General features: G+C 43.9%; 27 protein-coding genes and 2 pseudogenes. 11 read left to right on the plus strand and 18 right to left on the minus strand.

The genetic code is table 11. The features are described from left to right. Positions 1-90: 90 nt before the first annotated feature. The 3 genes from IQ224_RS03785 to IQ224_RS03795 form a co-directional block, all read right to left on the minus strand. Positions 91-546 carry an N-acetyltransferase gene (locus tag IQ224_RS03785; protein WP_194032579.1) on the minus strand — a complete coding sequence of 152 codons (456 nt, stop codon included), beginning with the start codon at positions 544-546 and terminating at the stop codon, positions 91-93. Beyond that, positions 539-703, minus strand: a complete 165-nt coding sequence (locus IQ224_RS03790; RefSeq protein WP_002732944.1) for a hypothetical protein — start codon at positions 701-703, stop codon at positions 539-541. The genes IQ224_RS03785 and IQ224_RS03790 overlap by 8 nt, the downstream gene beginning before the upstream one ends. A 149-nt stretch (positions 704-852) precedes the next feature. Continuing rightward, a complete protein-coding gene (locus IQ224_RS03795) occupies positions 853-1,014 on the minus strand; it encodes a hypothetical protein (RefSeq protein WP_002733724.1) in 162 nt (53 codons plus the stop codon). Positions 1,015-1,148: 134 nt separating this feature from the next. Between IQ224_RS03795 and IQ224_RS03800 the strand changes: the two genes are divergently transcribed. Continuing rightward, complete coding sequence (locus IQ224_RS03800) at positions 1,149-1,946, plus strand: S-adenosyl-l-methionine hydroxide adenosyltransferase family protein (RefSeq protein WP_194032580.1); 798 nt, start codon at positions 1,149-1,151, stop codon at positions 1,944-1,946. Positions 1,947-2,000: 54 nt separating this feature from the next. Here the strand turns inward: IQ224_RS03800 and nadC are convergent, their stop codons facing one another. Next, positions 2,001-2,849, minus strand: a complete 849-nt coding sequence (gene nadC / locus IQ224_RS03805; RefSeq protein ID WP_002750509.1) for a carboxylating nicotinate-nucleotide diphosphorylase — start codon at positions 2,847-2,849, stop codon at positions 2,001-2,003. A 71-nt stretch (positions 2,850-2,920) separates the two neighbouring features. After that, the gene (locus IQ224_RS03810; RefSeq protein ID WP_002746445.1) at positions 2,921-3,487 is read right to left on the minus strand and encodes a Uma2 family endonuclease; all 567 of its coding nucleotides are present in this window, start codon (positions 3,485-3,487) and stop codon (positions 2,921-2,923) included. Positions 3,488-3,648: 161 nt separating this feature from the next. On the opposite strand from IQ224_RS03810, the gene IQ224_RS03815 reads away from it, so the two are divergent. From IQ224_RS03815 to IQ224_RS03825, 3 genes are all read left to right on the plus strand, one after another. Continuing rightward, complete coding sequence (locus tag IQ224_RS03815; protein WP_002750505.1) at positions 3,649-4,116, plus strand: CBS domain-containing protein; 468 nt, start codon at positions 3,649-3,651, stop codon at positions 4,114-4,116. Positions 4,117-4,158: 42 nt separating this feature from the next. Then, positions 4,159-4,410, plus strand: coding sequence for a hemolysin XhlA family protein (locus IQ224_RS03820; protein ID WP_002746457.1), 252 nt, complete (start codon positions 4,159-4,161; stop codon positions 4,408-4,410). 192 nt (positions 4,411-4,602) lie between these two features. Beyond that, the gene (locus tag IQ224_RS03825) at positions 4,603-5,649 is read left to right on the plus strand and encodes an LD-carboxypeptidase (RefSeq protein WP_002746458.1); all 1,047 of its coding nucleotides are present in this window, start codon (positions 4,603-4,605) and stop codon (positions 5,647-5,649) included. A 177-nt stretch (positions 5,650-5,826) separates the two neighbouring features. On the opposite strand, the gene IQ224_RS03830 is transcribed toward IQ224_RS03825, so the two are convergent. The 5 genes from IQ224_RS03830 to rimM form a co-directional block, all read right to left on the minus strand. Then, positions 5,827-7,932 carry a secretin N-terminal domain-containing protein gene (locus IQ224_RS03830; RefSeq protein WP_194032581.1) on the minus strand — a complete coding sequence of 702 codons (2,106 nt, stop codon included), beginning with the start codon at positions 7,930-7,932 and terminating at the stop codon, positions 5,827-5,829. Positions 7,933-8,005: 73 nt separating this feature from the next. Beyond that, positions 8,006-8,797: a hypothetical protein gene (locus tag IQ224_RS03835; RefSeq protein ID WP_002746460.1), complete on the minus strand. Its 792-nt coding sequence runs from the start codon at positions 8,795-8,797 to the stop codon at positions 8,006-8,008. Beyond that, positions 8,794-9,555, minus strand: coding sequence for a PilN domain-containing protein (locus IQ224_RS03840; RefSeq protein WP_002746461.1), 762 nt, complete (start codon positions 9,553-9,555; stop codon positions 8,794-8,796). Before IQ224_RS03840 ends, IQ224_RS03835 begins: the two co-directional genes overlap by 4 nt. 169 nt (positions 9,556-9,724) lie before the next feature. After that, positions 9,725-10,288 carry a transposase gene (locus tag IQ224_RS03845; protein WP_228036080.1) on the minus strand — a complete coding sequence of 188 codons (564 nt, stop codon included), beginning with the start codon at positions 10,286-10,288 and terminating at the stop codon, positions 9,725-9,727. A gap of 549 nt (positions 10,289-10,837) precedes the next feature. Beyond that, entirely contained in the window at positions 10,838-11,416 is a 579-nt protein-coding gene (gene rimM, locus IQ224_RS03850) for a ribosome maturation factor RimM (RefSeq protein ID WP_194032582.1), read from the minus strand. A 150-nt stretch (positions 11,417-11,566) separates the two neighbouring features. On the opposite strand from rimM, the gene IQ224_RS03855 reads away from it, so the two are divergent. Beyond that, entirely contained in the window at positions 11,567-12,364 is a 798-nt protein-coding gene (locus IQ224_RS03855) for a Tab2/Atab2 family RNA-binding protein (protein WP_002746467.1), read from the plus strand. Here the strand turns inward: IQ224_RS03855 and IQ224_RS03860 are convergent. Both IQ224_RS03860 and IQ224_RS03865 read right to left on the minus strand, forming a co-directional pair. Then, complete coding sequence (locus IQ224_RS03860; protein WP_036402132.1) at positions 12,347-13,141, minus strand: CPBP family intramembrane glutamic endopeptidase; 795 nt, start codon at positions 13,139-13,141, stop codon at positions 12,347-12,349. The two genes, IQ224_RS03855 and IQ224_RS03860, sit on opposite strands and share 18 nt — an antisense overlap. Before the next feature lie 363 nt (positions 13,142-13,504). Then, positions 13,505-13,891: an AbrB family transcriptional regulator gene (locus IQ224_RS03865; RefSeq protein WP_002734386.1), complete on the minus strand. Its 387-nt coding sequence runs from the start codon at positions 13,889-13,891 to the stop codon at positions 13,505-13,507. Between the two features lie 532 nt (positions 13,892-14,423). Between IQ224_RS03865 and IQ224_RS03870 the strand changes: the two genes are divergently transcribed. The 3 genes from IQ224_RS03870 (at position 14,424) to IQ224_RS03880 (ending at position 17,670) form a co-directional block, all read left to right on the plus strand. Beyond that, positions 14,424-15,407: a succinate dehydrogenase/fumarate reductase iron-sulfur subunit gene (locus IQ224_RS03870; RefSeq protein WP_002746472.1), complete on the plus strand. Its 984-nt coding sequence runs from the start codon at positions 14,424-14,426 to the stop codon at positions 15,405-15,407. Between the two features lie 72 nt (positions 15,408-15,479). Further along, positions 15,480-16,481, plus strand: coding sequence for a CsgG/HfaB family protein (locus IQ224_RS03875; RefSeq protein ID WP_002746475.1), 1,002 nt, complete (start codon positions 15,480-15,482; stop codon positions 16,479-16,481). A 226-nt stretch (positions 16,482-16,707) separates the two neighbouring features. Further along, the gene (locus IQ224_RS03880; protein ID WP_002746477.1) at positions 16,708-17,670 is read left to right on the plus strand and encodes a protochlorophyllide reductase; all 963 of its coding nucleotides are present in this window, start codon (positions 16,708-16,710) and stop codon (positions 17,668-17,670) included. A gap of 217 nt (positions 17,671-17,887) precedes the next feature. Here the strand turns inward: IQ224_RS03880 and IQ224_RS23790 are convergent. The 5 genes and pseudogenes from IQ224_RS23790 to dnaK form a co-directional block, all read right to left on the minus strand. Next, positions 17,888-18,084: pseudogene (locus IQ224_RS23790) on the minus strand (hypothetical protein). Between the two features lie 88 nt (positions 18,085-18,172). Beyond that, the gene (locus IQ224_RS03885; RefSeq protein ID WP_002746483.1) at positions 18,173-19,444 is read right to left on the minus strand and encodes an esterase-like activity of phytase family protein; all 1,272 of its coding nucleotides are present in this window, start codon (positions 19,442-19,444) and stop codon (positions 18,173-18,175) included. A 150-nt stretch (positions 19,445-19,594) separates the two neighbouring features. Next, positions 19,595-19,840, minus strand: a pseudogene (locus IQ224_RS24865) (hypothetical protein). Between the two features lie 43 nt (positions 19,841-19,883). Then, the gene (gene gltS / locus IQ224_RS03890; RefSeq protein WP_194032583.1) at positions 19,884-21,092 is read right to left on the minus strand and encodes a sodium/glutamate symporter; all 1,209 of its coding nucleotides are present in this window, start codon (positions 21,090-21,092) and stop codon (positions 19,884-19,886) included. A 138-nt stretch (positions 21,093-21,230) separates the two neighbouring features. Beyond that, positions 21,231-23,135: a molecular chaperone DnaK gene (gene dnaK / locus IQ224_RS03895; protein WP_194032584.1), complete on the minus strand. Its 1,905-nt coding sequence runs from the start codon at positions 23,133-23,135 to the stop codon at positions 21,231-21,233. 367 nt (positions 23,136-23,502) lie between these two features. On the opposite strand from dnaK, the gene IQ224_RS03900 reads away from it, so the two are divergent. Further along, positions 23,503-24,684, plus strand: coding sequence for an RtcB family protein (locus IQ224_RS03900; protein WP_194032585.1), 1,182 nt, complete (start codon positions 23,503-23,505; stop codon positions 24,682-24,684). A 79-nt stretch (positions 24,685-24,763) separates the two neighbouring features. Continuing rightward, positions 24,764-25,375: a 4Fe-4S single cluster domain-containing protein gene (locus IQ224_RS03905; protein WP_194032586.1), complete on the plus strand. Its 612-nt coding sequence runs from the start codon at positions 24,764-24,766 to the stop codon at positions 25,373-25,375. A gap of 38 nt (positions 25,376-25,413) precedes the next feature. Here IQ224_RS03905 and IQ224_RS03910 read toward each other — a convergent pair whose 3' ends face one another. Continuing rightward, positions 25,414-26,178, minus strand: coding sequence for a YebC/PmpR family DNA-binding transcriptional regulator (locus IQ224_RS03910; protein WP_194032587.1), 765 nt, complete (start codon positions 26,176-26,178; stop codon positions 25,414-25,416). Positions 26,179-26,392: 214 nt separating this feature from the next. Between IQ224_RS03910 and IQ224_RS03915 the strand changes: the two genes are divergently transcribed. Then, positions 26,393-26,878, plus strand: coding sequence for a pentapeptide repeat-containing protein (locus IQ224_RS03915; protein WP_036402138.1), 486 nt, complete (start codon positions 26,393-26,395; stop codon positions 26,876-26,878). Positions 26,879-26,953: the final 75 nt, after the last annotated feature.

A 26,953-nucleotide genomic window follows, 5' to 3' on the forward strand; every position in this document is an offset into this window, starting at 1 on the left:
GTGTGGGGTGTGGGGTGTGGGGAGAATAAATAAAAATAATCTCCTGAATACTGTCTCCTGACTCCTGAATACTGTCTCCTGACTCCTTTTTTAAATATTTTTCCACATCAGCAAAGAGCGAGTTTGAAAGCCGAGATTTTGGTAGAGATTAAGAGCATTGTCGTTATTGATGAAGACTTGTAAACCGACGCGGGTTTGTCCGCGACTTTTTGCCCAATCCTTAGCTCGATCGATTAGTGCGCTGGCGATACCTTGGCGACGATGCTGGGGATCGACGTAAATTAGGAAAATATGACCATAGCGATCGCCTGTCACCTGATCGACGGCGCTCCCCATCCAGAGACAAGCGATCGCCGTTTGTTGTCCTTCGACGATCCACAGAGGAGTATCAAGGCAAAAAAACTGTCTGACTGTATCAGCTAGATGGGAGAGGTTTTTTTGTTCGGGAAAAAATTCTTGATAGCTGCGGGTGAGAAAATTAATGAGTAGATAGCGATCGCCCATTTTGCCCAGTCGCAGCCGATAATTTTCGGGAAGGTTAGCCATGCCAAGGATAAGAGAAAATTATGCCCAGGGATGGCTCGATCGGAGCGGGTGCCGCTAAATCTGCCGGCAAAAAAATCCGGATGCCAGTGGCAACCAGAGCCACTAAAAACACTAAGATAGTCAGGAGCGGGGCGATATATTGTCGGAAAAAAGCCATAATTATTTGATCTCTAAACTGCTGTTTCTTCTATTTTAGGGATTGCCAGTTAGGATATCAGCAATTAAAAAAAATTCGCCCAAAAAAAGTGATCGGCATACCGATCACTACAAACCGACAACTAGACTATGACTAAACACCGATTAAATCTAACGAAGGTGCAAATAGGCCGCCTCTGCTTCTAATTGACGCACTAAAGCTTCATTTCCCTGCGCTCTAGCTACTTCCAGTCGGTGTTGCAAATTTCTGCGGAGTGTTTCTCTATGAGCGACGGTGGCCTGTGTTAGGACTTGCTGACGATTTTTGTTCATGATGGACAGACTTTTGAGCGACTTAACTTACCTTATATCTAAATCATAACATTCTCCTTGGAGAACTGTATCTTTAGCTACTGAATTTCCCATTAAGATTTATTAACGCTGTTGGCCAACCTAGGGACAAGTCAATGAAGGAACAGGCACTAATAACCCTTACTAGCGATTTTGGACTACAGGACGGTTATGTGGGCATTATCAAGGGAGTAATCGCAGGAATTGCCCCCCATGCTCGCACGATCGATCTGAATCATCAAATTTCGCCCCAAGACCTTTATACTGCTCGTTTTATCCTCCTGAATGCCTATCAATATTTTCCCGAAGGCACTATTCATCTGGCAGTTATAGATCCGGGGGTGGGAAGCAAAAGACGCGGGGTAGGGATTCGTTTTGCTGGTGGTTATTTAGTCGGGCCAGATAATGGTTTATTTAGTGGCATTTTAAGTCAATTTCCCGCTATATCTGCCGTTAATCTCAATAATTCTTCCTATTGGCGCACCCCTAACCCTAGCACTACTTTTCACGGTCGTGATATTTTTGCTCCTGTGGCCGCTTATTTGTCCCGGGGAGTACCCCTAGAAATGTTAGGTGAGATTATTGATCCCGATAGCTTGCAACAATTAGCGATCGCTGTTCCGCAAATCGAGGAAGATAAAATCAGGGGTCAAATTCAATATATTGACATTTTCGGCAATTTAATCAGCAATATTCCCGATTATCTCCTAGAGGGAAAAAATTGGTCAGTGCAGTTAGGACAAAAAATTATCCCCACAAAAAACACCTACAGTGATGTTCCTTGCGGGGAAATAGTTGCTTTTATCGGTAGTCACGGGGGGTTAGAAATTGCCGTCAATAGTGGTAGCGCCCAAAAGCAATTACACCTAAATATTGGCGATGCGATCGAGGTTAGAATAGATAGGAGACAGTGATCAAAACTGATAACTGACAACTGATAACTGATAACTGATAACTGATATAGCCTTTTAATCAATTTTCATACTAATATCTAACCAAGTAGAACGGGTAACTGGGGCGCTAGTGGAAATATAATCTACTCCTGTTTCGGCCACGTTGCGAATGCGATCGAGGGTAATATTTCCCGATGCTTCTATTTTGGTTTTACTATTAAAATTGCGGATCATCTCCACAGCAGTTTGCATCATCTCTAAATCCATATTATCTAACATAATGATCTCTACCTGCTGCTGCAGAGCTTGATTCACTTCTTCTAATTGACTGGTTTCCACCTCAATTGTGAGAGGATAGGGCATATTTTGCCGTACACGAAGCACTGCTTCCTCAATGCTGCCGGCTGCTTGAATATGATTATCTTTAATCATAATTGCATCATCTAACCCCAAACGATGGTTAATAGCGCCACCGATACCGGAGGCATATTTTTCTAAAATTCGCAATCCGGGGGTAGTTTTGCGAGTATCCACCAATCTTGTCGATAAATCGGCAATTTTCTCCACATATTTGCGAGTTTCACTAGCAATCCCACTCAAGCGCATGGCAAGATTTAAAGCGACTCTTTCCCCGATTAACAGCGCATCGAAGGAACCCTCTATCTCGGCAATAACTTTAGATTTGGGGCAGAATTCCCCCTCGGCAACGGTGGGGGTAAAGTGAATAGTGGGGTTAAGCAGTTGAAAAACTCTTTCAGCTACGGGTAAACCGGCAATAACTCCCGCTTCCTTGGCAATCCAACTAGCTTGACCGATTTTAGCATGACCGAAGAAAATTGCTTGGGTGGTGCGATCGCCTCTACCGAGATCTTCTCGTAACCAGTTTTCTAACAAGGGATCAAGAACTAATAGGGGCGGTAACATAGAATTTATCGAAACAATCGGGACGTATTTATTTTAAGTCTAGGAATGTTTGACATTTTTGTAAACTTTCTTTAATCGAAACTTATCCCCTCATAGATTAACTCGATCGCACAGTGAAAATCGAGACTAGATAGAATAATTTCTTCCCCTTGACTATAAGCGCAGTAAAACCAAATTTTATCTTCACCGCGACGATAAACCTCAACACTGATCGATTCGGGATCGACTAAAACGTATTCTTGTAAACTAGGAATCTGACGATAATATTGTAACTTTTTAGTGCGATCATAGTTTCCTGTACTGGGGGAAAGCACTTCAATAATCACTTGTGGATGTTGAATAAAATTACGAGATTGTCTATCCCTAAAATCGCAACTAATCACCAAATCGGGATAAAAATAACGACTATTATTAGCTTGTACTTTCGCATCAGATACATTGACTCGACAGCCTCGCGGACGGAGATGAAGTCTTAAAGCGGTGTAAAAATTTAGGGTAATATCATTATGAGGCAGACTACCCCCAGTCATGGCGATAATTTCTCCATCAATGTATTCATGGCGCAATTCCTGGGTAGCTTCCCATTCTAGATACTCTTCCGGGGTCATTCTTTCTGGGTATTGAGGTTGAGCGATCATTTTTCTTTTTCCTTGTCAACTAACTAAATTAATATCCCATTTCCTTTTTATGTTATACCATTTTCTCAGCCAAAGATTGAAGAATAGTCATAATTAAGCGGCGACTGATTACCCTAATGATAAGATAGAGAGACAAAGCATTATTGTCGCAGGTCGCTAAGATGACGAAAACAGTTGCCGATATCATGACTCCCAATCCCATCACCGTCACCGCTAACACTTCTCTGTCGGAAGCAGTGAAGATTTTGGCCGAAAAGCGGTTTAGTGGTTTACCTGTGGTGGATGACAATATACGACTGATTGGGGTTATCTCCGAAACTGACCTTATGTGGCAGGAAACGGGAGTAGAAGCTCCTCCTTACATTATGCTCCTCGATAGCGTCATCTATCTACAAAATCCTAGCCGTCACGAGAAATTACTCCATAAAGCTCTCGGTCAAACCGTGGGGGAAGTAATGACCGATAAACCTATTAGTATCACGGCTGATCGCCCTTTGAAAGAAGCGGCCTCGTTAATGTATGATCGTCATGTGCGTCGTTTACCGGTGATTGAGGAAGAAACCCACAAAGTAATTGGTATTGTCACTCGCGGCGATATCATTCGCGATATGGCAAAATCGGAAGCATAATGGCTTTTCTAGGGCAAAAATTAACTAAAAAGTCTTGAACAAATGAATCAATCTCAGGAAACGGTTACTTATTCCCTAGAAACTATCTTGATGCGGATTGAGGGAAAAATCGATTCGTTACAAAAAGATGTGAGGGATTTAAAGGTAGGACAAGCGGTGTTAACGGGAAAAGTTGAGGGAATAGAAAATCGACTAAACTCATTAGAAGGAAACCAAAAATATCAGGTTTGGGCATTAATTGTCCTCTTAGCTGGGGTAATTGTGAAAACTTTTTTTCTGAGCAGTAATCCCTAAATTCTTGCTTCCCTTGCAATTTCTCGGCTCTTCTAGGTTCTGTGTGATAAGTTTAACTTACTATATGATAGATCGATCTTTGTGTCCTTTGTGTCTTTGTGGTTCGTTCCACCCCCTTGCTAGGAGCAATGTATCTTAGAATACATTTTACCCACCAAATCCAAGAGAGCCATTTCTCTAACAACTATCAGGATGAAGCGCCGTCAATTTCTCACTACTACTGCCCTAACTGCTGTTAGTTTTTCCCTAATTCCTAGAAAAGTTGTTAGTAATAATTTTCCTCTAATTAAACCGCCACATCTACAACCGGGGGATGGAGTGGGTATTATTAGTCCGGCGGGGGCAACTTTTAAAGAAGATGATTTGAATATAGTCATTGAGGCTATTAAAGCTTTAAAATTAGTCCCAAAAATTGGTCAACACGCTTTAAATCGTTATGGTTATTTAGCTGGTAAAGATAGGGAGCGAGCGTCGGATATAAATCAATTTTTTGCTGATGATAATATTGCCTTAATTTTACCAATTCGCGGCGGTTGGGGAAGCGCTCGTTTATTACCTTATCTCGACTACGATTTAATTCGTCGTCATCCGAAAATTATCTGTGGTTTTAGTGATATAACTTCTTTATTATTAGCTATTTATGCCAAAACTGGTTTAGTTACTTTCCATGCTCCCAATGGCTTTTCTAGTTGGCGCACTGCTCAAACTGAAAGCTTTCGACAGGTTTTATTTTCTGGGGAAAAGTTAACTTTTAGAAATCTTCCCGATCCCGATGATGCTAATCGTTTAATGCAGGTAAAAAATCGCATTCAAACTATTACTAAAGGTCAAGCAAAAGGTAAATTAATCGGCGGTAATTTAACTACTTTAGCCTCAATAGTTGGCTCTCCCTATCTACCAGATTTTACCGGAGCTATCCTATTTTTAGAAGATATTGGTGAAGATGTTTATGAAATTGATCGCCTGTTAAATCAATTAAAGTTAGCGGGAATTTTCGATAATTTAGCTGGGTTTATCTTCGGTCAATGTAGCAATTGTAGTGCCAATAGTGAGTATGGTTCCTTAACTTTAGAAGAAGTAATCAGAGAATATATCCAACCCTTAAAAATTCCCGCTTGTCTAGGATTAACTATCGGACATTTAGAAATTATTGAAACTATTCCCATCGGTATTGCAGTAGAATTTGATGCTAATCAGGGAACGATTACTATGTTAGAATCGGCGGTTAGTAAACCCTAAAATAGCTGACTGTTGCTATTCGCTTTTTTAACTGATAAAGGAATATTTAGACTGGCGAATTCGGCTCCATCTTATTATTAGATTAAATCCGTTGATTATAGGCCACATATCAGGAGAGGCACTCATGCAAGAGGCAAAAGCTTCCAGAAGCTGATTACTGATTACTGAAAAAGCCGATTACTGTCGCGGTTGTACGGGGAAACCTTGACGCTGCAACACTTCCGCCGCATCTTGGCCCGGTTGATAGTTGATACCGAGGGTAGAGGTGGCCGAATCTTCGATGATTTTGGGAGTGAGGAGAATAATCACCTCCGAGCGACTATTCTGATTAGTCCGACTGCGGAATAAAGCCCCTAAAATGGGAATATCGCCTAAAATCGGCACTTTTGTCTCAGAACTTTGTTGGCGTTCTTGGATAATCCCGGAAAGAATTAAACTCTGTCCATCCCGGAGACGAATTAAACCCGATAATAATTCCCGGGTAATCAAAGGAGTCAATTGGTTGATTGTCGCCCCACCGCTATTAAATGGAATCTGGGGACCTGGTTGGGCAATTGTAGGCGCAACATTTAAACTGATGTAACCATTATCATCAATTTGATTCACATCGACGGTTAAGGTCAGTCCAGCATCACCAAACACAGGAGTTGTAGTTCTCACATTGCCATTGCTATTGGTATCAATTGTTGTTTCAACACTGACCAGCACTTTCTCGGTTAGTTTCACCACTGCCTGTTGACCTTCCTGCACTACCAGCGAGGGATCGGTAAGAATCTTGGCATTTCCTGTCTGAATTGAGGCTTGCAGGGTCATCAGGAATTTTTGGGGATATTGAAATAGGGTCGGCGGTTCGTATTCATACTCTATTATTCCCGTCTCTGGGTCAATATTAACATCACTCAAACCGGGTTGGAAGGGGTTAACAGTGCGACCAAAACTGGGACGAGCATAGGGTGTTGTGCCACCTACAAAGTCATTCGGTCCCTGGTTAACACGGCCAAAGGAAGCGCCATTCTGAACATCAAAAAAAGGTGCTATTTCCCGGTCCGGGTTTGTACTCCCCGATATGATATCGAAAATCGGCACAACAGGCTGTGCAAAAGCCCCCGGTCTGCCTACAGTCTCACTACTGGGTGGGTTGATATTGCCAAAGTTCAGCACCGCCGCCCCTCCATCTTGAACGAAGAAACCATCGTTAAAACCGAAGGAAAAACTACTGCGAAATTCGTCCGTATTGAGCAGGTTGACATCGATAACTTTGACGTTAACCACCACCTGACGGCGACGGGCATCCAGTTGGGTTAATAAGGAGGTGGCGATCTGGACTTGTCGGGGTTCGCCGATTAAATTGATAGAATTAAGGCGCTCGTCGGCGGCAATTCTTAAACCAGTTAAAAGTAGGGCAGCTTTTGAGCCTTCTGTGTTTTGGGGTTTCAGTGGCTCTAGGGTGGGAGGAACATCCCGGCGACCGATTACCCGTTGGGTGAGGGGATCGACGATATCCTCGGTTTTGGTAACCAAACGCTGGTATTCTGCTCCTTGGGTGGCGAGGAAAGTGGCGGCGGCGACGGCTTTAACTTGGTTGAGGCGCAGGGTGCGGCTAATCAGATTACGAGCGCCCTGGGGTAATTGCGCCCCGACAAAGATGGTTTTACCCTGACGGTTGGCCTGGAGTCCGGAAACTAACAACACGGCGTTAAAAATGTTTTCCACCGATTCGTTAGTAAATTCCAAGGAAACTGTCTGAGAAGTGGCGTTAGCTTCCCCCTGGGCGCTGGTGAAAACGACGTTATAACCAGCAATGTTAGCAAGGGTCATTAACACTTCTCTAGCGGAAGCTTCCCGCAGTAAAACACGAGGTACGGTGATATTGCGATCAAATTTGATCTTTTCGGCACTAGCATCGATATTAGAGATGGCAATATCTCCCACTGGTGGGGCGATGGCCCGGGGTAGGGTGGGAGCGCCGGAGGCTTGAGGTATGCCTTGAATGATAATTTCCGGATTGGGGACAAGGGGCGCACTTTGGGCAAGTAGTTTTTCACTGTCTAAAATGCGATCGCTGATTTCCTTTTCTACGGCCGCGCTGGAAGGGACAAGCTGATTTAGCGATTTTTGTAAAGTTTCTTGACTAAACTCTTGCGAAAATTCAATTTTTGATGTAGCAGATTTTAACTCTGAACCATGGAAGGAAATGGCGGTTTCGGCCAAGACGCTCAGGGGAGCCATCAATAAAAACGAGGCAATTGGGGGGATAAACAGGGCATAACGGGACGGATTCACTTTAACTTCACTCCTCAACGATTACGGGATTCAACGGACAAAAAACGCAATACTCACACCGGATTGAAGACTATTATTGGCGCGGACTGGCGGAGGGTTGACCTTCGGCGGGGGGTTGACCTTCAGGAGGTGGGGGTGGTGCTAACTTGGCTAATTCGGTGGCACTGAGAGGAATAATCACATCGAGAATAAAAGTCGTGGTCACGGGTCGATCACCTTGAAGAACGATAGTGGCCTTATTGTTGCCAGTACTAACTACTTTAAACGTCGATCCTTGCTTTTCCATCTGGGTATTGAGACTGTTGAGCAAAATGAGCGGCTGTAATCTTTCTAAATCCCGAATAACCTTTTGAGTGTTAACATAGTTTCCTTGAATCTTGACGTTAAAAGTTTGACGTTTGAGCTTATTATTAACCTCACTACCGAGGGAACCATCGGAGACTACCACCGGTTCTAGTCCTTGGGGTTGAAAACTAACCAGCTTAACATCGCCAGACTTAAATATATTACTAACATCTAAGAGAATAGTGCTTAAGTCCCTTTCTCTAGCAAAAAGCGAGAGTATTTGCTGTTTCATAGCTTTTTGTTGTTGTAACTGACTCTCGATTTTTTGGAATTCTGAAAATTCGAGACGGCTTTTTTGTTGATCTAGCAGTTGTTGTTTGTCGGCGGCATCGGTTTGCAGTTGCTGCAAGGTATCATAAGCGGGCATCACCCAGTTAAAAAGCAGATAGAGGGAGCCAAGTAAACCTAGCATAGCGGCAGCGATGCCACTATTACGGGGAGTAAAATTTATCCCGAAAGCGATAGGATACTCCTGAAATTCCTCTAATTTCAGCTTCTCAAATTCTTCGTTAAAGGTCATGGTTGAATCGCTCCTTGGCTTTTGAGAGTATTAATCCTAGTGATAACTCCGATCGCTCCATTCCTGACCAGATTGGGCAGTTGTTGAGTGGTGGGAGTATCACTTAATTGGGCGGTGATCACAAATTGAACCACTTGGGGGAAAGTAATATTAATATTTTTATACTGATTGTCCACCTCTACGGGTAAATCGGCCAGGGCAGCACTTTCGATCACCGTTTGCTTACCCTGCAAAAAAGGAGAAGCTTGTAGAGTTAAGAGATAATCATTGACTGCTTCGTAATTACTGGCAAAACCACTGATTTTTAAGCGCGTAGCCGAATTGGGTTGCCCTTGATTGGGGTTCGCGGGAACCTCCACCTGTTGCACACTATTTAACTGCACCCTAGGAGGAGTTTGTTGGCGAATTTCTTGGAGAATGGCTGACCAAGGACTAATCTGATTGAATACACCCACCAGAGCTTGATTTTCTGCTTCTACCGCCTTTAGTTCCCCTCTGATGTCTTCTAGTTTTTTACTTTGGACTTGTACTTGACCTAATTCCCCGTCCAATTGCTGAATTTTGGCCTGAGCTTCGCCAGTTTTCCAACCGACGGCTAAACCGAGTAATCCCGTCAGTGCCAATAATCCGGCCCCAACTCCCACACCGATGAACAGGGGTATTTGTTTACTTCGGTCAATAACGGTGGAAACCTCGAAGTTAGAGGCTGTTTGGCTAAGATGGCGATCTTTAAGAAAATTAACGTCAAGACTATACATAATTTCTGTTTATACCGATACTTTTTTGCTAACATTGATTAAGCTAAGACGTATTTTAATCGCTTATTCTTGGATTAGCCGAATTTCCCCCAATCCCTTTACTTTTGCCTCTTGCCTCGTTTCAACAAGCAATTTGAATTAGGAACAGCTTAACATTTCTGTTAATGGGTTAACAATGCACGCTCAAAGAGTCTTTGAACGAGGGTGTATCTACCAGAGCAAGAAGGAATAACCCCGGTACTCCATGAGGATACCTGTCCATTTGTCGCCCATCAATTTCTGATTTAATTACTTTTTTTCCACCCAAATTATCGATTAATTCACCAGTCCGGCTACCTGTCTTTGACCTATAAGCTTCACAACAATTTATAACGGTTTTTTCGTACTCAAATGCCTTAGATCTTAAGAATATTTTAAACTGATACTGTGACCAAGTTAACATCTGTATAACAGACTTTGATTGGATTTTTCTTCCAGACCTTAAGACCATTTCTGATACTTCAAATGTCGGCAATAAAATCCCATCGAAGTTTTCTACTAAGAATCTAGCTACTTTGTGATGTAGTTCATCAACTAGGTTTCTAATTCTTAATCTTAGTCGGTTACAGGTGTTATGATGGCATTTACAGGTTTTGGCTTTAACTTTAGTGGAACGAAAAATTAAGTCATCTAAATGATAGCACAAACGAAGACTTCTAATCACTTTAAAATGAGCGGTAATGTCTTCACTCATTGACAGTCTTGCCCCTTTGAGAGCCAGTTTCAGATCAGACCTATCCATAATATTATCTTAATACTAAAAGTTTTTCTAGTTAAGGAATCTAACCAAATAAAAATGATTTTAATTGTCTCATATTTTTTCAGTGAAATTGAATCAGCAACGATAGATATACATTTCAGGTATAGAAATAGTCAGTTAGTACACAAGCTAAAAGCAAGCTGTGATTGGGTTATAATTTTTGTGTCTATTGTCGATAATATCATCGGGTAATTTTGAGAGGTAGTTCAGCGAGATCAGCCAGGCTGTTGGCCAGGGTTCTTTTTTTGACTTGATTTCCTTCTTGATAGGAATCTGGTCGAAGAACAGCGGGAGGGTAATTACGGTTAGGAACTTTTTCTATATACATGACCTCTATTCTAGCAAATGGGGATAATTCTTGTCCATTAATAAATGTTACAAATTACATGGCTCCATCCAGAAAAGTTAATGGGTATATCCATTGATGGATAAAGATTTTCGGCTATTGTAGTAGATATGTATGGGGGAATTTCAGTAATAAGTCTATGACAAATTGATCTCTAATAACCCCGGTGGTGGTGCAATCTCGATGCGTGCCGCTTTCAGATCCACCAGTGGAACAATTTCTTTGACAAAGGGAACCAGGGCCGTGGCTTTTGAGTCGGAGGAAGGGCTTTTTTTCTTGACAGAGGCGAGATTTGCTTCTAGTTGCACTGCTAAAATGTCATTACCCGCCCACAAAATATCTACTACAACCCCGATTTTTTCTCCTGTCAGGTGATGATAAACCTCCAAGTTTACTAGCTCACTAACATGATATTCATCCGCTTTTAGGCGAGGTTTTTCCAGTTTATTCGCCCATAATTTATATCCGCGCAAAGCTTGGGCCTGTTCCCGATTTTCAACCCCCTCTAACTTGATAACATAAACATTTTTGCCCGGTAGCTCACGTCCCCTGAGCAGAGTAATTTCTCGGATTTCTCCCCCTTGAGTCTCTTGTATCCCCCTAATACCTCGCTTCTGAAAACGTTCGGGAAAATCTGATACCGATAAAACTCGCAATTCTCCCTCCAGTCCCTGGGGTGCTACTATTGTCCCAATTTCTAGCCAATTTTCTTCCATTGTCTCAATATTTTTTGCTATAGCTTTCCCTAGTATATAGCCTTTTTTGTCTCGCTCCTAGATTTTTAAAGTCTTGGTAAGGTAAAATTTTTAGTTGACCTCTACTCCTGACCATTTTTTGACTTTTTACTGGTGGCTTTTGACTGAATTATGACTATTTGGCAAGCGGATTTTTATAAATCTTCATCTTCTCCTTCTCTTAGCACAGTCTGGCAATTGTTAATTTCCGATTCTCTTGGTCATCTTATCTATGAAAATTCCTGTCCCCAATCCCAAGCTAATAGCGACTGGTTAACCCAACAGTTACAGCAAGCTTGTCAAGTCTCCCCCCCAGAAATTATCCAAGTTTTTCGCCCCCAATGCGCCAATTTATTTCTCCTCGCTGGTCAAAATTTACAGATCAAAATTGAGTTAACCCGTCACGTTAACGCTCTGAAAAAACAGCTAGAATTACGGCAAATCCCCATAAATATCGACTCTCCTCCACCGCAACCCCTACCAGACCAATTTTTAGGTCAAGAGTGGCGTTTTGCTCGTTTTCCCGCCGTTGATTTAGTTAACTTTTTTGGCGATCGCAGAATACCGATTCTTTCCCTACCAGAGGCCTTTTCTCCTTTAAAATTAGGTTTAGCCTCCACTTTAATGATCCCCGGTGTGGTTATTACCGGTGGTAAAAAATCTCTTGCCATCGCTCGTTGGTTAGAGGAAATTAACCCGGTATTTATCGATCATATTCCCACAGAAAGGGGGCGATCGGGCGGTTTAGTTTTGGAATCGGGTCTAAATGAACGTTGGATTTTTCTGACCTACGAAGATGAAGAAGTGGCCTTGGCAGCCAATGTTTATCAAGCAACCAAACAGGAAAGCCAAGGTTTGCACTTTCTCCTGATACAACCGGATGATTCTGGTCGCACTTTTACCGGCTTTTGGCTACTGAAACAAGTTTAACCCCCAAGCTGTCCCCAAGAGGCAGAGAATACCCGCTAAACCCGCTAAAGGTTGGTTATAGATACCTTTAACCCAAACTAACCCAGAATCGCTGTAAGACATCAATTCGGCACTGTCTAGCAAAGCTAATCCCCACACCCAACCGCTATGAAGTCCCCAAGCTAATCCTAAACTACCATTATCGATCGCCCGCGCCCAGACCAGAACCATCCCCATCAGAAATAAACCGGGTAGTTGCGGCAGCGTTTGCTGACGTTCCCAAAGCAGATGCAGCAGGGCAAAAATTAGGCTAGAAATGGCTCCCGCCACCCAAAAACCGTATTCTTGGCTTAATTGGCTCAAAAAGATGCCCCTAAAGATTAATTCCTCGGTAATACCCACCCAGAGAGCCACTATCAACAGGGGTAAACTCAAGGCAAAAGCACGACTTAGATTTTTTGGCTGCCAATGTACCCAGGACAAAATCCCCTCCAGAAAAAAAATTATCCCTAATCCCACCACTGCCAAGATTAATCCTTTGGTTAGGGAGATAAATAGGGAAAATGACCAAATTAATCCGTAATTATGGAGGCTGCTCCCCTCTATCTTCAATAATCCCCAGATAACTAAGGGAGCCAAGGCGTAAAGAGAGGCCACTAGGGGCAATTTCTGCTCAGGTTTTGTCCCTTGCAGCGGTTGCCATCCCAAACGACTCCCTAAACCAATGGCAATCGGCAGCCAGAGAATTAACCAGGCTAACAGGAAAATAATAATTTTTATTAAGGCAGCCATGTTCATTGTCAATTAGGTGTCAGAGAAGTGGGGTGTGGGGTGTGGGGTGTGGGAAGAATAAACAAAAATAATCTCCTGAATACTAACTCGGAGTCTCCTGTCTCCTAACACCCATAAAACAAACCCCCTAGGCATAGGATAACTGTGGAACTCTGCTCTGGTAAAGCCTAGCTCCAACAAAAATCCATCCCTAGGGGGTTGCGAAAAAGAAGAAAAAGTGCTTAAGGAAAACCCCTCAAGTTGATAAAAGAGGCGGTCAGGGGTTAGAATTAGGGATAAGAATCTATATTGTCTTCTTAGTCGGTCTTGTCAAAACTAGCCCTTTTGACTGCCGATTTTTTTTGTCCTTATCCCTACTCCGTAACCTATTTAAGCTTCTACCGGTTCTTCTGATTCCGTTTGTTTGAGGTGGATGTGCTTGTAGCCAAGTTTGATTTCAAACTCATCGCCGGGCTGCAAGTTCATTTGTTCGGTATAGGTGGAACCGATGACGATTTGACCATTTTTATGGACACTAACCCGGAAAGTGGGTTCGCGGCCGCGGCCATCTTTAGTGCCTTCGGGATCGAGAGGAACCCCTTTTGCACCTAAAACAGCATCGTAAAAGTCGGTTAAATTGACCCGAACCTGGCCATCTTTACTTTGAGAGTAGTAACCACAACGTTTTGCCGTTTCGCGACGGGGTAAGTGGGATAACTCTTTGACTTTTTGAAGTAGAGCTTTCCCGGTTAGGGGAGTAGGAGAGATGTCACTCATGGTACTTTTTAATGTTCCTTGATTTTTGACTGACTGTCAATTAAGTTTACACTGACAAATTGATCATACCAAAAATCTTGCCAAAAATGTCTAGAGGGGAATAATAAATTTTTTAAAACTGATGGTTCGGTGATGACAATCGTGCTAAGAAGACCCCGGACTAGGTAGTAACTGTAAACCTTGTGGGGGAGAGGAAATTTTTGGACAAGACTCTGGCAATTTTTGGTCGGGTGCGAGGAAAACAGGAGGGAGAAAGTGAGGACATAAAACCGTTTAAGCTATACCTAGCAAGGAATTGAGAAACTATACTTGTGGTTGGAGTTGGCAAAAAACTAATGACCCAGAGCAGTAAATCCGGGGGGATTAAACTGTTTTCGAGCGACTTGCCCATCTATCATTAGGCCTAGATACCCACCCCTTGGCTCAACCGACCGGGGAAAATCTTAAGGATTAATTACCATTACTAGCTCCCCTTTGGCCCGTTAACATCGATTATCCTGAGTATTAGGAGTCCCTCACCCCCGTGCCGAGTATGGAAGTTTCTTTTAAAATTCTGCGTCAACGACCCAACGACACCCCCTACCTAGAAAATTTTACCCTAGAGGTGGAGGCCGGAAATACAATTCTCGACTGCCTTAATCGCATCAAATGGGAACTTGATGGAACTTTGGCCTTTCGTAAAAATTGCCGCAATACAATTTGTGGCAGCTGTGCGATGAAAATTAACGGTCGTTCGGCCTTGGCTTGTCAACAAAATATCGCCAGTGAATTAAACCATTGTAGCCAAAAAGATGCCGGAGAAATTCCCGAAATCACGATCGCCCCTCTGGGGAATTTACTAATTATTCGGGATTTAATCGTCAATATGCAGCCATTTTGGGACGATTTAGAAAAGGTTGAACCTTATATTAGTAGTCAAGCACGCACCATTCCCGAACGAGAATTTCTGCAAACTCCAGAAGAAAGAGCCAATCTCAATCAGATGGGTAACTGCATTATGTGCGGGGCCTGTTATTCGGAATGTAACGCCAAGCAAGTGAATCCTGATTTTGTCGGTCCCCACGCTTTAGCAAAAGCGCAGCGCACCCTAGCAGATTCCCGCGATGGTAATCAGGAAAGTCGCCTAGAACTTTATCATCAAGGCACCGCCGGGGTTTGGGGGTGTACGCGCTGCTATTTCTGTAATGCGGTTTGTCCTATGGAAGTGGCTCCTATGGATCAGATCGGTAAAATTAAACAGGAAATACTCGCTCGCAAGTCGGACGATAGTAGTCGTCCCATTCGTCACCGGAAAGTTTTAGTGGAATTAGTCAAAGCAGGGGGATGGGTTGATGAACGCAAATTCGGCCTCTATGTGCTGGGCAATTATTGGCGCGATTTACAGGGTTTATTAAGTATTGCCCCCTTGGGATTGCGGATGATTGCTAAGGGTAAATTTCCCACTTCCTTTGAAGCTTCCGAGGGAACCGAGGAAGTGAGAGGTTTAATTACTGCCATTCAAAATTCTTCCTCTTGATCACTCTCGATGGTTAGAGTAATTCTGAGATGATTATGATCTATATTCTATTTGACTGGAGAACCCCTTATCATGTTCGATCGAGATAGTATCCGTGGTTTTTCTGCCCTGATTACCCTTGTGGGAGTCGCTTCTAGTTTGGGTTTTAGCTTCAACGCACCGGCTTTCTCCCAAGCTACCTCTAACAATTTACCATTACTCTTAGCCCAAAAAAGCGAAAAGGTGCGAGTAGCGGTTTTAGACTTCGATTATAGCGGTCTCAGTAATCCCCAGTGGTTAACATTTCTCAGTGGTGGAGCCAGTGGTGTCAGTGATATTCTCGTCAACAAATTGGTGGAAAGTGGTCGCTATACAGTCATTGAGCGCAGTCGCATTGATGCCGTCCTCAGAGAACAAAATTTTGGGGCTTCGGGACGGGTAGATGCCGCTACCGCCGCTCAAATCGGGCAAATTTTGGGGGTGGACGTGGTAATTATCGGTTCGATTACCCAATTCGATTTACAAAAAAAACAATCAGGTGGCTCGTTTATTATTTTTAGCACCGCCAAGACAGAAACCGATGCTTTTGTCAAGTTGAATGTCCGGGCAATTAATACCACCACGGCCGAAATTATTACCACCGCTCAGGGAGATGGTAGTGCCAATCAATCCGATGGTTCAACCGTGGTTTTAGGGGTTGGGGGTGGTTCCCAAACCTCCAACGAAGGGAAATTACTCAGTATTGCCACCGATAAGGCAGTGGCGCAGGTGGTGGATAATCTCAATAATAAAGCCGACCAAATCGCCGCTACACCTCGCTCGCTCCCGACTGTCACCGCTTTAGTGGCTGCCGTGGCGGGAAATGAAGTAATTCTCAATAAAGGTACGGGAGAGGGTTATCGTGTTGGTTTACGCATTTCCATCGAAAGGACGACCCAAACGGTCAAGGATCCGCAAACGGGTAAGGTGATCCGTCAGATTACTCAACCGATTGGCACTCTCGAAATTGTCGAAGCTGATGGTCAATCTAGCGTCGGTCGTATCATTACCGGTAATGGTTTTAAAATCGGTGATTTAGCTAAACCGATTCGTTAATTGGGAATTATGAATTGGGGAGGTGGGGAGGGGGGGAGATCGGTAAACTTAAAACTCAAATCTGATAACTGATAACTGATCACTGATCACTGATAAGTGAACACTCACGAAAATTTGAAGTTATGTAAAGGGAACCTGGGGGTCAGGTAAGACAACCGATAAAATTTATGATTGGAATCCCTTGGATATTCCCTAGACCAGAGCGATTAACGAAAACTATCAAACAATGGTACAAGATCAAAAACCCACGGTGATCATTACTGGGACAACTTCTGGAGTCGGTCTCTACGCCGCTAAATCCCTTGCTCAAAGAGGTTGGTTTGTGGTTATGGCCTGTCGGGATATCCCGAAAATGGAACAGGCGGCCAAGGAATTGAACATTCCCCGGGATAACTACTGTATTGAATTTATCGACCTCGGTTCCCTCAATAGCGTCCGGCGCTTCGTTAAAAATTTCCGGGCCTTGGGCCGCTCTCTAACCGCTTTAGTCTGCAATGCCGCTATCTATCTGCCTTTGCTCAAAGAACCCTTAAGAAGTCCCGACGGTTATGAATTGAGCATGGCCACCAATCATTTAGGTCATTTCCTGCTCTCGAATTTGCTCTTGGAAGATCTAAAAAATTCCCCTTCTCCCGACCGCCGTTTAGTCATTCTCGGCACTGTCACCCATAATCCCGATGAATTAGGCGGTAAAATTCCTCCTCGTCCCGATTTGGGCGATTTGGAAGGGTTTGCCAAGGGTTTCAAAGAGCCGATTACTATGGCCGACGGTAAAAAATTTGAATCGGTCAAAGCCTACAAAGATAGTAAGGTGTGTAATGTTCTCACCATGCGGGAACTGCACAAACGCTATCACGAATCCACCGGAATCACTTTTACTTCCCTCTATCCGGGTTGTGTGGCCGATACACCCCTTTTCCGCAATCATTACCCCTTTTTCCAGCAGTTTTTCCCCTGGTTCCAGAAAAATATCACCGGTGGCTATGTTTCCCAAGAATTAGCCGGGGAAAGAGTCGCCATCGTGGTTGCTGACCCCCAATACCGTCAATCTGGTGCTTACTGGAGTTGGGGCAACCGTCAGAAAAAAGAGGGTAAATCTTTTGTACAAAGGGTTTCTCCTCAAGCTCGCGACGAGGAAAGAGGCGAAAAAATGTGGGAATACAGCGCTAAATTAGTCGGATTAGCCTAATTTCCGATTTTGAGACTGAAAAGGGACACAAGATAACTTGTGTCCTTGTGGAAACGGGGAGCGCTGGGACAGGGAGAAACAGTCCATAACTGGGTTTTTAAAGTTTGATTGGCAGTTAATGATATTATTAAAAACCGATTTGGTATTAGGCTCTCGGCTCTTCTGGTTTCTGTGTGGAAACGAGGTCTATACTGATACTTTCTTCCGCAAAATAGCCCTAAAAGTCTTGCCCGATAAGCATTTCACGATTCCATAAGCAAAAATTATCACACAAAGTCGAGAAGAGCCGGCTCTCTTGGATTTGGTGGGTAAAATGTATTCTAAGATACATTCCTCCTAGCGAGGGGCTAGACTAACCACAAAGACACAAAGAACACAAAGATTGATCGATTCTATGTAAGTTAAACTTATCACACAGAACCTAGAAGAGCCATTGTCCAATTGACGAAACGCTCGGCAACCCCAAAGATGGCCTGATCTCTATGCTGTTGCCAGATTTTGTTTAGCTTTCCCGTTTTTTGACTAGAATAACAACGCAACCGATCACCAGCAATCCTGCTAGGGTTGAGGGTTCGGGTACAGTTTCGACGCTAAAGGCGAGAAATTGAGTAAATTGGAACTGGGTAAAGTTATTGTCGCTGACGAGAATTATTGAGCGCTTGCCGTTCGGTAAATAGGGGCCGAAGGTAATCCCCTCCACGTTATCGATGGGGATATTTAACGAGGTCAGATCGAATAATAGGGTTTTCTGGGCGGCCACGATACCCGAAACCCCATTAATACTGGGAAAGGCACTAATATCGGTGGCCCCCTCCAGGGAAACCTCGTAGATTTTCACAGTATAGCCCGTATTCCCCGGTGTTCCCGTCGTTATGGAGAAAGAACGTTCTAGGGAGAGAAAGCGTTTGCCACTATTATCAAGTGCCAGTAAATCGACGAGTCCGTTGACATCGACTGGGCTTGGAATAATCGGGGGAAGGGCGATTGGATCGGTATTGTAGAGGAATTGAGCGATCGGCTGTCCATTAGCGAGATCGTACTGCAATATCCGTGAGGGAGAACCGTTCGTTGGCGTCGCAGCCGGCCCATCCTGCACAAGCGCGTTCTCGGAGGCCGTGAACAGGAATCGCTGATCTGGGGTGGTGGTCAGACTTTCTAGAGCCAGATTATTGCGAACCCCGCTTGTGGTGGGAATCGAGTTCGGCGCGGGGATAAACTGGTTTGGAATCGGTAAAGTATCGTTCTGTTGACCGTTGGCCAGCGCGAATCGATTGACAAAGGGATCGAGAATCTGATTGTTAGAGACCTCCCCTTCGGAGGAAATATACAGATTAGAACCCACGAGCGCGATCCCTTCTGGATCGAGACTCAGCGCGGGGAAAGTTTGCCCGTTAGTCTGTAAAAGTGGGGTAACACCGGTAAAGGTAACGCCGCTATTCGTCCCATTAACATTAAATAGCGTCGGATTGATCGTTGCGGTGTAGAAACGCGCCGGGCCGTTCTGAGAGCGATCGTCCGAGATGATGTAAAAGTTATTACCCGCCGGATCGTAGGTAATGCCCGATAATCCCCCGACCGGAACGGAGACACCGTTCACGGTTCCCGCTGGGCCTGAGGGAATAAACCCCGTGGGAACAATCGATTGACCGAGAAATTGTAAATTTAAAGGCGAAGCTTGAACCGACGAGATAGCGAGGAAACCGACCGTTATGGTTCCGGCGATCCCGATGAAAAAACGAGAGGGGGATTTCATGATTTCTGTCCAAAAAAACATTAGAACTCTTGCAAATTAATTATATGTTACAATCATGTGTTAACTAATTTTTTTGGGAAAATTAGTCGCTTAGTAAACTCGTACTAAATAGGAGCCTGAAGTTTAACTTTTAACCCAAAAATATTTAGATATGCTTTAATCTCTTCGGGTCTAATTCCCCGCCGCTCGCAGGGTATAATAGAAAAATGAGTGAATACATCCATAAGAGCCATAATGTAAGTGTTTTGGGTTCTTCGTTACTTGGTATGATTCGATAGGGGGGCATAAATCGACTAAATCCTTATCTGGCAAGAGACTTAATTGATTAGTTTGCTCTAGAGCAAAAACAATTGACAAAAATCGCTAAATGCCTTTCTATATAGGGGTTACATCCCTTATAACCCCCGTCCCTTGCATAACACAAACCGAAGAACCATAATTACTTGATCGATAAAAATTTTTAAGTCAGAAAATTCAAAAATTGCTGGATGATAAAAGCATTAAACAAATCAATAAAAAATGCCCCCACCAAAGGAACAATAATAAATGCTTGGGGAGAAGCCCCAAAATTTTCCGTTACTGCTGTCATATTGGCGATAGCTGTGGGAGTTGCCCCTAGAGTTAAACCCAAATAACCGGCGCAAACTACTGAAGCATGATAGTTTTTTCCCATTAAGGGAAAGACCAGTAAAACAGTATAAATAATACTGAGTGAGAACTGCACTAATAACAGGATAGCAATCGGTCCGGCCAAATCAATCAATGTCCATAATTGTAAACTCATCAAGGACATAGATAGGAACAAACCGAGACTAACATCAGAAATTAAGGCTAAAGAGGGCGTATTAGCGGGCCAAGGAAAGCGTTTCAACACCAAAGGTATGGTATTAGTCAGGATAATTCCTGCCAATAAACAGGTGACAAAATCAGGCAATTTTAAACCGAGGGTAGTTACCCAGTAGTTAATCTGAATACCCAAACCGATAGTTAAACCAATCACCAAGATTGAATGGAGCATCGTATTGTAATCGATATTAACATTCCTCTGGCTTTGTTTAATTCCCACCGTTAAATCTTGATCTTGATTATTGGCTCGCAGTCGATTTCTCGTAATTAACCATTGAGCCACCGGTCCGCCAATAATTCCCCCTAAAACTAGCCCAAAAGTAGCACTAGCTACACCGATTTCTGATGCTTTGACGATGCCATAATTATCACGAAAAATAGGAGCCCAAGCAATGGCAGTCCCGTGACCGCCACTCAAAGAAACGGAACCAGCAATCAAACCGATGGGTAAATCTAATCCCATCACTTTTGCCACTCCTAGACCGGCTAAATTTTGTAGAATGAGATAAACCACAGCAATTATCAATAAAATTAGCAAGGGTTTCCCCCCTTGCAGCAGGGTTTTTAGTTTTGAGGACAGCCCGATAGTAGTAAAAAAAACGATTAACAGGGCATCCCGAACATTAAGGGTAAATTCAATTTGCCATTTAAAAACAGCAAAAAATAGACCGAAAAATAAGGAAGCCAAGACACCACCAGCAACGGCATCAGGAATGTTATAATATTGTAGAAATTTGATATTTTTGGTTAAATACTTACCGAGATAGAGGACTAGAATAGCAATAATAATTGTCTGGCGTTCGCTAAATTGGTAAATTTCCATTTTCTTAATCTTAGTCCTCCAAGATGGTTTACCTAAGTTTAGTCCTAATTTTCGGTGACAGACTTATCTTTAAGAAAGCCGCAACAAAAAAAGGACACAAGGTAACTTGTGTCCTTCCCGAAGCTAAGAACTTAATTTTTATTTAGCGTCGGAGAATTCCGCATCGATGACATCATCGCCACCACCAGCACCACCAGAGGGGCCATTGTTATCATTGCCACCAGGGGGGTTGCTAGGGGGCGCTTGCTGATACACACTGCTACCGATCGCGTAGAGGGCTTGTTGCAATTCCGGTAGGATGGTTTTGATCTTACCATCATCGTCTTGAGCGATCGCTTCTTTTAGGTCTTTAATCAACCCTTGGGCTTTATTTTTCTCAGATGGGGGAACCTTATCGCCTAACTCTTCCAACTGCTTCTCAGCTTGATAAACCAAGGAATCAGCTTGATTTTTGCGTTCAATGCGTTCGCGACGTTCCTTATCCACCGAGGCGTTCGATTCTGCCTCATTTACCATGCGTTCCACTTCATTTTGGGGCAAGGTAGAAGCGCCGGTGATGCTGATCGATTGTTCTTTTCCTGTACCTTTATCCTTAGCGGTGACATTGAGAATACCGTTAGCATCGATGTCGAAAACCACTTCGATTTGAGGCACACCACGAGGAGCGGGAGGGATGCCATCGAGTCGGAAAGTTCCCAAACTCTTGTTATCTTTGGCCATTTCCCGTTCCCCTTGCAGGACGTGGATTTCCACGTTAGTTTGTCCATCCACTGCCGTGGAGAAAACTTCCGATTTTTTGGTGGGAATAGTGGTGTTGCGGGTAATAATCCGCGTCATCACACCGCCGAGGGTTTCCACACCCAAAGACAGGGGCGAAACATCAAGCAGAAGAATATCTTTGACTTCACCAGCGAGGACACCACCTTGAATAGCGGCACCGACGGCTACCACTTCATCGGGGTTAACGCTTTGGTTAGGATCTTTGCCCAGAACTTTTTTAACTAATTCTTGGACGGCGGGAATCCGGGTTGAACCACCGACGAGAACCACTTCATCGAGGGCAGATTTATCGATTTTGGCATCACGGATGGCGTTTTCGACGGGAATCCGACAGCGATCAATTAAATCGGCGCAAATTTCCTCAAATTTAGCTCTAGTTAAAGTAGTATCTAGGTGTTTTGGTCCTTCGGCGGTAGCGGTGATGAAGGGCAGGTTAATTTCCGCTTGGGTAACGCTAGAAAGCTCAATTTTGGCTTTTTCTGCCGCTTCCGTGAGACGTTGCAAGGCCTGTTTATCTTGGCGGAGATCTATTCCTTCAACTTTTTTGAATTCTCCGGCTAGATAATCGACGATTTTTTTATCGAAGTCATCACCACCGAGATGAGTATCTCCAGAGGTGGCGAGAACTTCAAAGACACCATCACCCACTTCTAGAACCGATACGTCAAAGGTTCCCCCACCCAAGTCAAAAACAAGAATGGTTTCGTTAGCTTTTTTGTCTAATCCGTAGGCAAGAGAGGCGGCGGTGGGTTCGTTGATAATGCGGAGAACTTCAACCCCAGCAATTCTCCCGGCATCTTTGGTGGCTTGACGTTGGGAGTCATTAAAATAAGCGGGTACGGTGATGACTGCTTGGGTAACGGTTTCGCCGAGGTATTTACTGGCATCTTCCACCAGTTTCCGCAGTACCTGGGCGGAAATTTCTTCGGGGGCGAATTGTTTGCCCTGGGCGGGACAGTCTAATTTAACGTTGCCGTTGCCGTCCTGGAGAGTTTTGTAGGATACTTCTGTGGCTTCGTTGGTAACTTCGTTGAATTTCCGGCCGATGAAGCGTTTGACGGAATAAAAGGTATTTTGCGGGTTCATTACCGCTTGACGTTTGGCGATTTGTCCTACTAGGCGATCGCCACTTTTGGCGTAGGCGACGACTGAGGGCGTGGTTCTAAACCCTTCGGCGTTGGCGATAACGGTGGGTTTACCCCCTTCCATAACCGCGACGCAGGAGTTAGTCGTCCCTAAGTCAATTCCAACTACTTTTCCCATAATCTTTGTGCTGCTCCGATACAACTTATAGTGACTTCTAGAATCGGAACTGTACTCGGTTTTTAGGCGATACCCACCCCTATCAGTTCCTTTGTTATCTCTATAGTGCAAAATAACCCCGCTTTCTCGATAGTGTAGGTATCCGAACCTTTTTGGTAGTATTACAGTAGTCGGTAAACCTCCGGTAAAAGTGAAAAATTGTCCTGGAGTCAGTCTGAGCGGGTAATTTAGATAGTCAACAGCTTATCCTCTGTGTTAAAACACGATCGCCGATAACAATTTATCTAAATTTATCTAATTTATCGCAGAATCTCAATTGCGTTATTTTGGTTGTATCGGCTTTTTATTTGATTATTTCATAAAAACTATGACTTACAAAACTCTGGAACTTTCCACCCCGACACCGATTTTATCTTGGGCTGGCCATGAATTGGGACCCCAAGAAACCCAAATGGCTAAAAATGTCGCTTCCCTACCTTTTGTTTATAAACACATTTCTTTAATGCCCGATGTTCACTTGGGGAAAGGTGCTTTAGTCGGTTCGGTGATTGCCACGAAAGATGCCGTAATTCCTGCCGCCGTCGGAGTCGATATCGGTTGCGGCATGGCTGCCCTAAAAATGCCTTTCACTGGTGAACAATTGCAGGGAAAACTTAAAAAAATTCGCCTCGATGTGGAAGAAAATATTCCCGTCGGTTTTGCTGAAAATAAAGAAGTGGATCGGGAAGTGACCAAATGGTCAAAATGGGCGGAATTTAAACAGATTCATCGAGGTGTACAAAACCTAGAGAAAAAAGCCCTTAAACAAATGGGTTCTCTGGGGGGTGGTAATCACTTTATCGAAATTTGTTTAGATACAGAAAATCAAGTTTGGTTAATGCTCCATTCCGGTTCTAGAGGTATTGGTAATCAACTGGCCCAATGTCATATTAATACCGCCAAAGAGTTAGCCAAACTAGCAGAATGTAAATTACCTGACCTCGATCTGGCCTACTTTGTCGCCGGTACAGAAGAATTTGCCGCCTACTGGCATGACCTACAATGGGCCCAGGAATATGCCCGTTATAATCGGGAAATTATGATGGCTAGATTTAAACGCATTGTTGAAAAACATCTAGCGGGAGGCAACCCAACTAAACCCCTCTTAGTAGTTAATTGTCATCACAATTATGCCGAAAAAGAAATTCATTTTGGGGAGGAGGTTTATGTCACTCGAAAAGGAGCCGTTCGCGCCAGAGAAACCGATTATGGTATTATCCCCGGTTCCATGGGAGCGCAATCTTATATTGTTAAAGGTAAAGGAGAACATAATAGCTTCTGTTCCTGTTCCCACGGGGCCGGGCGCTTGATGTCGAGAAATCTGGCTAAAAAAACCTTTACTCTTGATGATTTAATCGCCCAAACCCAAGGGGTTGAATGCCGCAAAGATGAGGGGGTTATTGATGAGATTCCGGGGGCCTATAAACCGATCCAACAGGTGATGAATCAACAGGCGGATCTAGTGGAAATTGTCGCCACTCTCAAGCAGGTGATGTGTGTCAAAGGTTAAAAATCATGGCCAGAGCGATCGATTTTTGCCGTTTTTCTCTAGCATGAAAAAGATAGGAATCGATCGAGGATTATAAGCGATGAGTCTGACTATTGCTGCCCAATTAGCACAAATTCCCGCCCATCATCTCAATATCATGGGCTATGTGGATGAATCCGCCGTTAACGGTCCCGGTTGTCGGGCCGTGGTCTGGGTACAGGGTTGTTCTCGCGAGTGTCGAGGTTGTTTTAATCAAGCTTCCTGGTCCTTCGAGATCAATCAATTAATTACTGTTGAGTCTCTAGCTGCCAAAATTTTGGCTAATCCCCGCAATAGCGGCCTAACTTTCTCCGGGGGTGAACCTTTTTGGCAAGCAAAAGCCTTGACAGAATTGGCTAAATATGTTAAGGAAAAAGGCTTAAATGTGATGTCCTTCACGGGATTTACGATCGAACAATTGCGCTCAACCGAAGCACCGCCCCACTCTCAAGAATTATTGGCCCAGTTAGATATTTTGGTAGATGGGGCCTATGTGGAATCCCTGGCTATTCATTCTCCCGATTCTCCCGTTTCTTCTAGCAATCAACGGATTCATCTCCTCAATCCCGCTCTGGAAGATCAGATTAATTGGGCATCGGATCAAGTAGAAATTCATATTCTCAAAGACGGAACTCGAATTTTTACGGGATTTTGGGGACAGATTATCTCTTGATTGGGCCCAGAATCAGTGAGCAGTCTAGGAATTTAGGATCACAGATCCCCTAACATCAATTCCTCGACTAAATCAAAATTAGCCGTCACCGATTGCACATCATCAAGGGATTCTAGGGTGTCGATTAACTTGAATAAAAAACGGGCCTGCTCTTGATCGCTTACTTCTAGGGTATTAGTGGGAATCCAGCGTAACTCTGCTTCTTTGACCTTAAATCCCGCTGCTTGCAGAACCTTATTCAATCTCTCCAGGTTAGACACCTCAGTAAAAACTTCTGCTCCTTGACCTTCCTCCTCACTGTCAAAAAACTCGTAGGATTGGGCCTGGCCCTCTAGGGAAGCTTCTAAAAGCTTATCCTCATCAATAGTTCCCTCAAGGCGAATTACCCCCTTATGGTCAAACATCCAGCCCACACAGCCCGTTTCACCTAAATTACCGCCATTTTTGCTAAAAGCCGCCCGCAGATCCGCAGCCGTGCGATTGCGATTATCGGTCAGTGCTTCGATCAGGATCGCCACACCCCCGGGACCATAACCCTCGTAGCGAATTTCCTCAAAAGCTGAGTCATTTTCCCAAGTTCCCGCCCCTTTAGCGATCGCTCTTTCGATATTGTCATTAGGAATACCGGCCGCCTTGGCTTTTTCGATCGCCGTGCGTAGCTGAAAATTGCCCGCCGGATCGGGAACACCGTTACGCGTAGCCACGATAATGTCCCGGGATAACTGGGTGAAAGTTTGCCCTTTTTTGGCATCAACCCGCGCTTTTTGTCGTTTAATATTTGCCCATTTACTATGACCAGCCATATCTATCTAAGATATCCAACATCAAAAATCTAGCAGATCGATCGCTCTTGGTAAATCGGGGGATAATTGTCAACCAGTGCCGGGTAATGATAATAAATCCTGTTGAGAAACTATAGGGGGGCGGGTAGTGCGAGCATTTGTACTACAATTCCCGATAGGCGGTTTAAATCCAGTACAGCTTATTATAGAAAAGGTTGATTGATCAGGTGGCAATATGGCGCAATTTTCTCGCAAAACTCTACTAACCTTGGTTGCTAGTATATTAGTATTATTATTCTCCTTGGCTCCGGCCCAAGCGCTAAGTTATAATAACCGCAATTTGACCGATAACGACTTTGGGGGGCAGGATTTGCGCGATTCCACCTTCGATCACTCCAATCTGCGCGCTAGTAACTTCAGTCATGCCAATCTAGAGGGAGTGCGCTTTTTTTCGGCCAACTTGGAGGGGGCCGACTTTAGCGATGCCAATATGAGAAATGTGGATTTAGAATCGGCCCGTTTAACCAGAGCCAACTTTACCAATGCCGTTCTCGAAGGAGCTTTCGCCACTAACATTTTAATCAAAGGTGCAATTATCGACGGGGCCGATTTTACCGATGCAATTATTCGCTCTGATGTGGAAAAATATCTTTGTGAGATAGCCAAGGGAACTAACCCCATAACTGGCAGAAATACCCGCGATACCCTGTTTTGTCCCTAATCGCGCTGTCATGACCGATCGAATCTAGAGCCAGATCGGCCATAATTGCTGTAAGCTAGTATTCGATTTTTTAAC

Origin of the sequence: Microcystis sp. LEGE 00066, from assembly GCF_015207925.1 — a bacterium.
Taxonomy (GTDB): domain Bacteria; phylum Cyanobacteriota; class Cyanobacteriia; order Cyanobacteriales; family Microcystaceae; genus Microcystis; species Microcystis ichthyoblabe_A.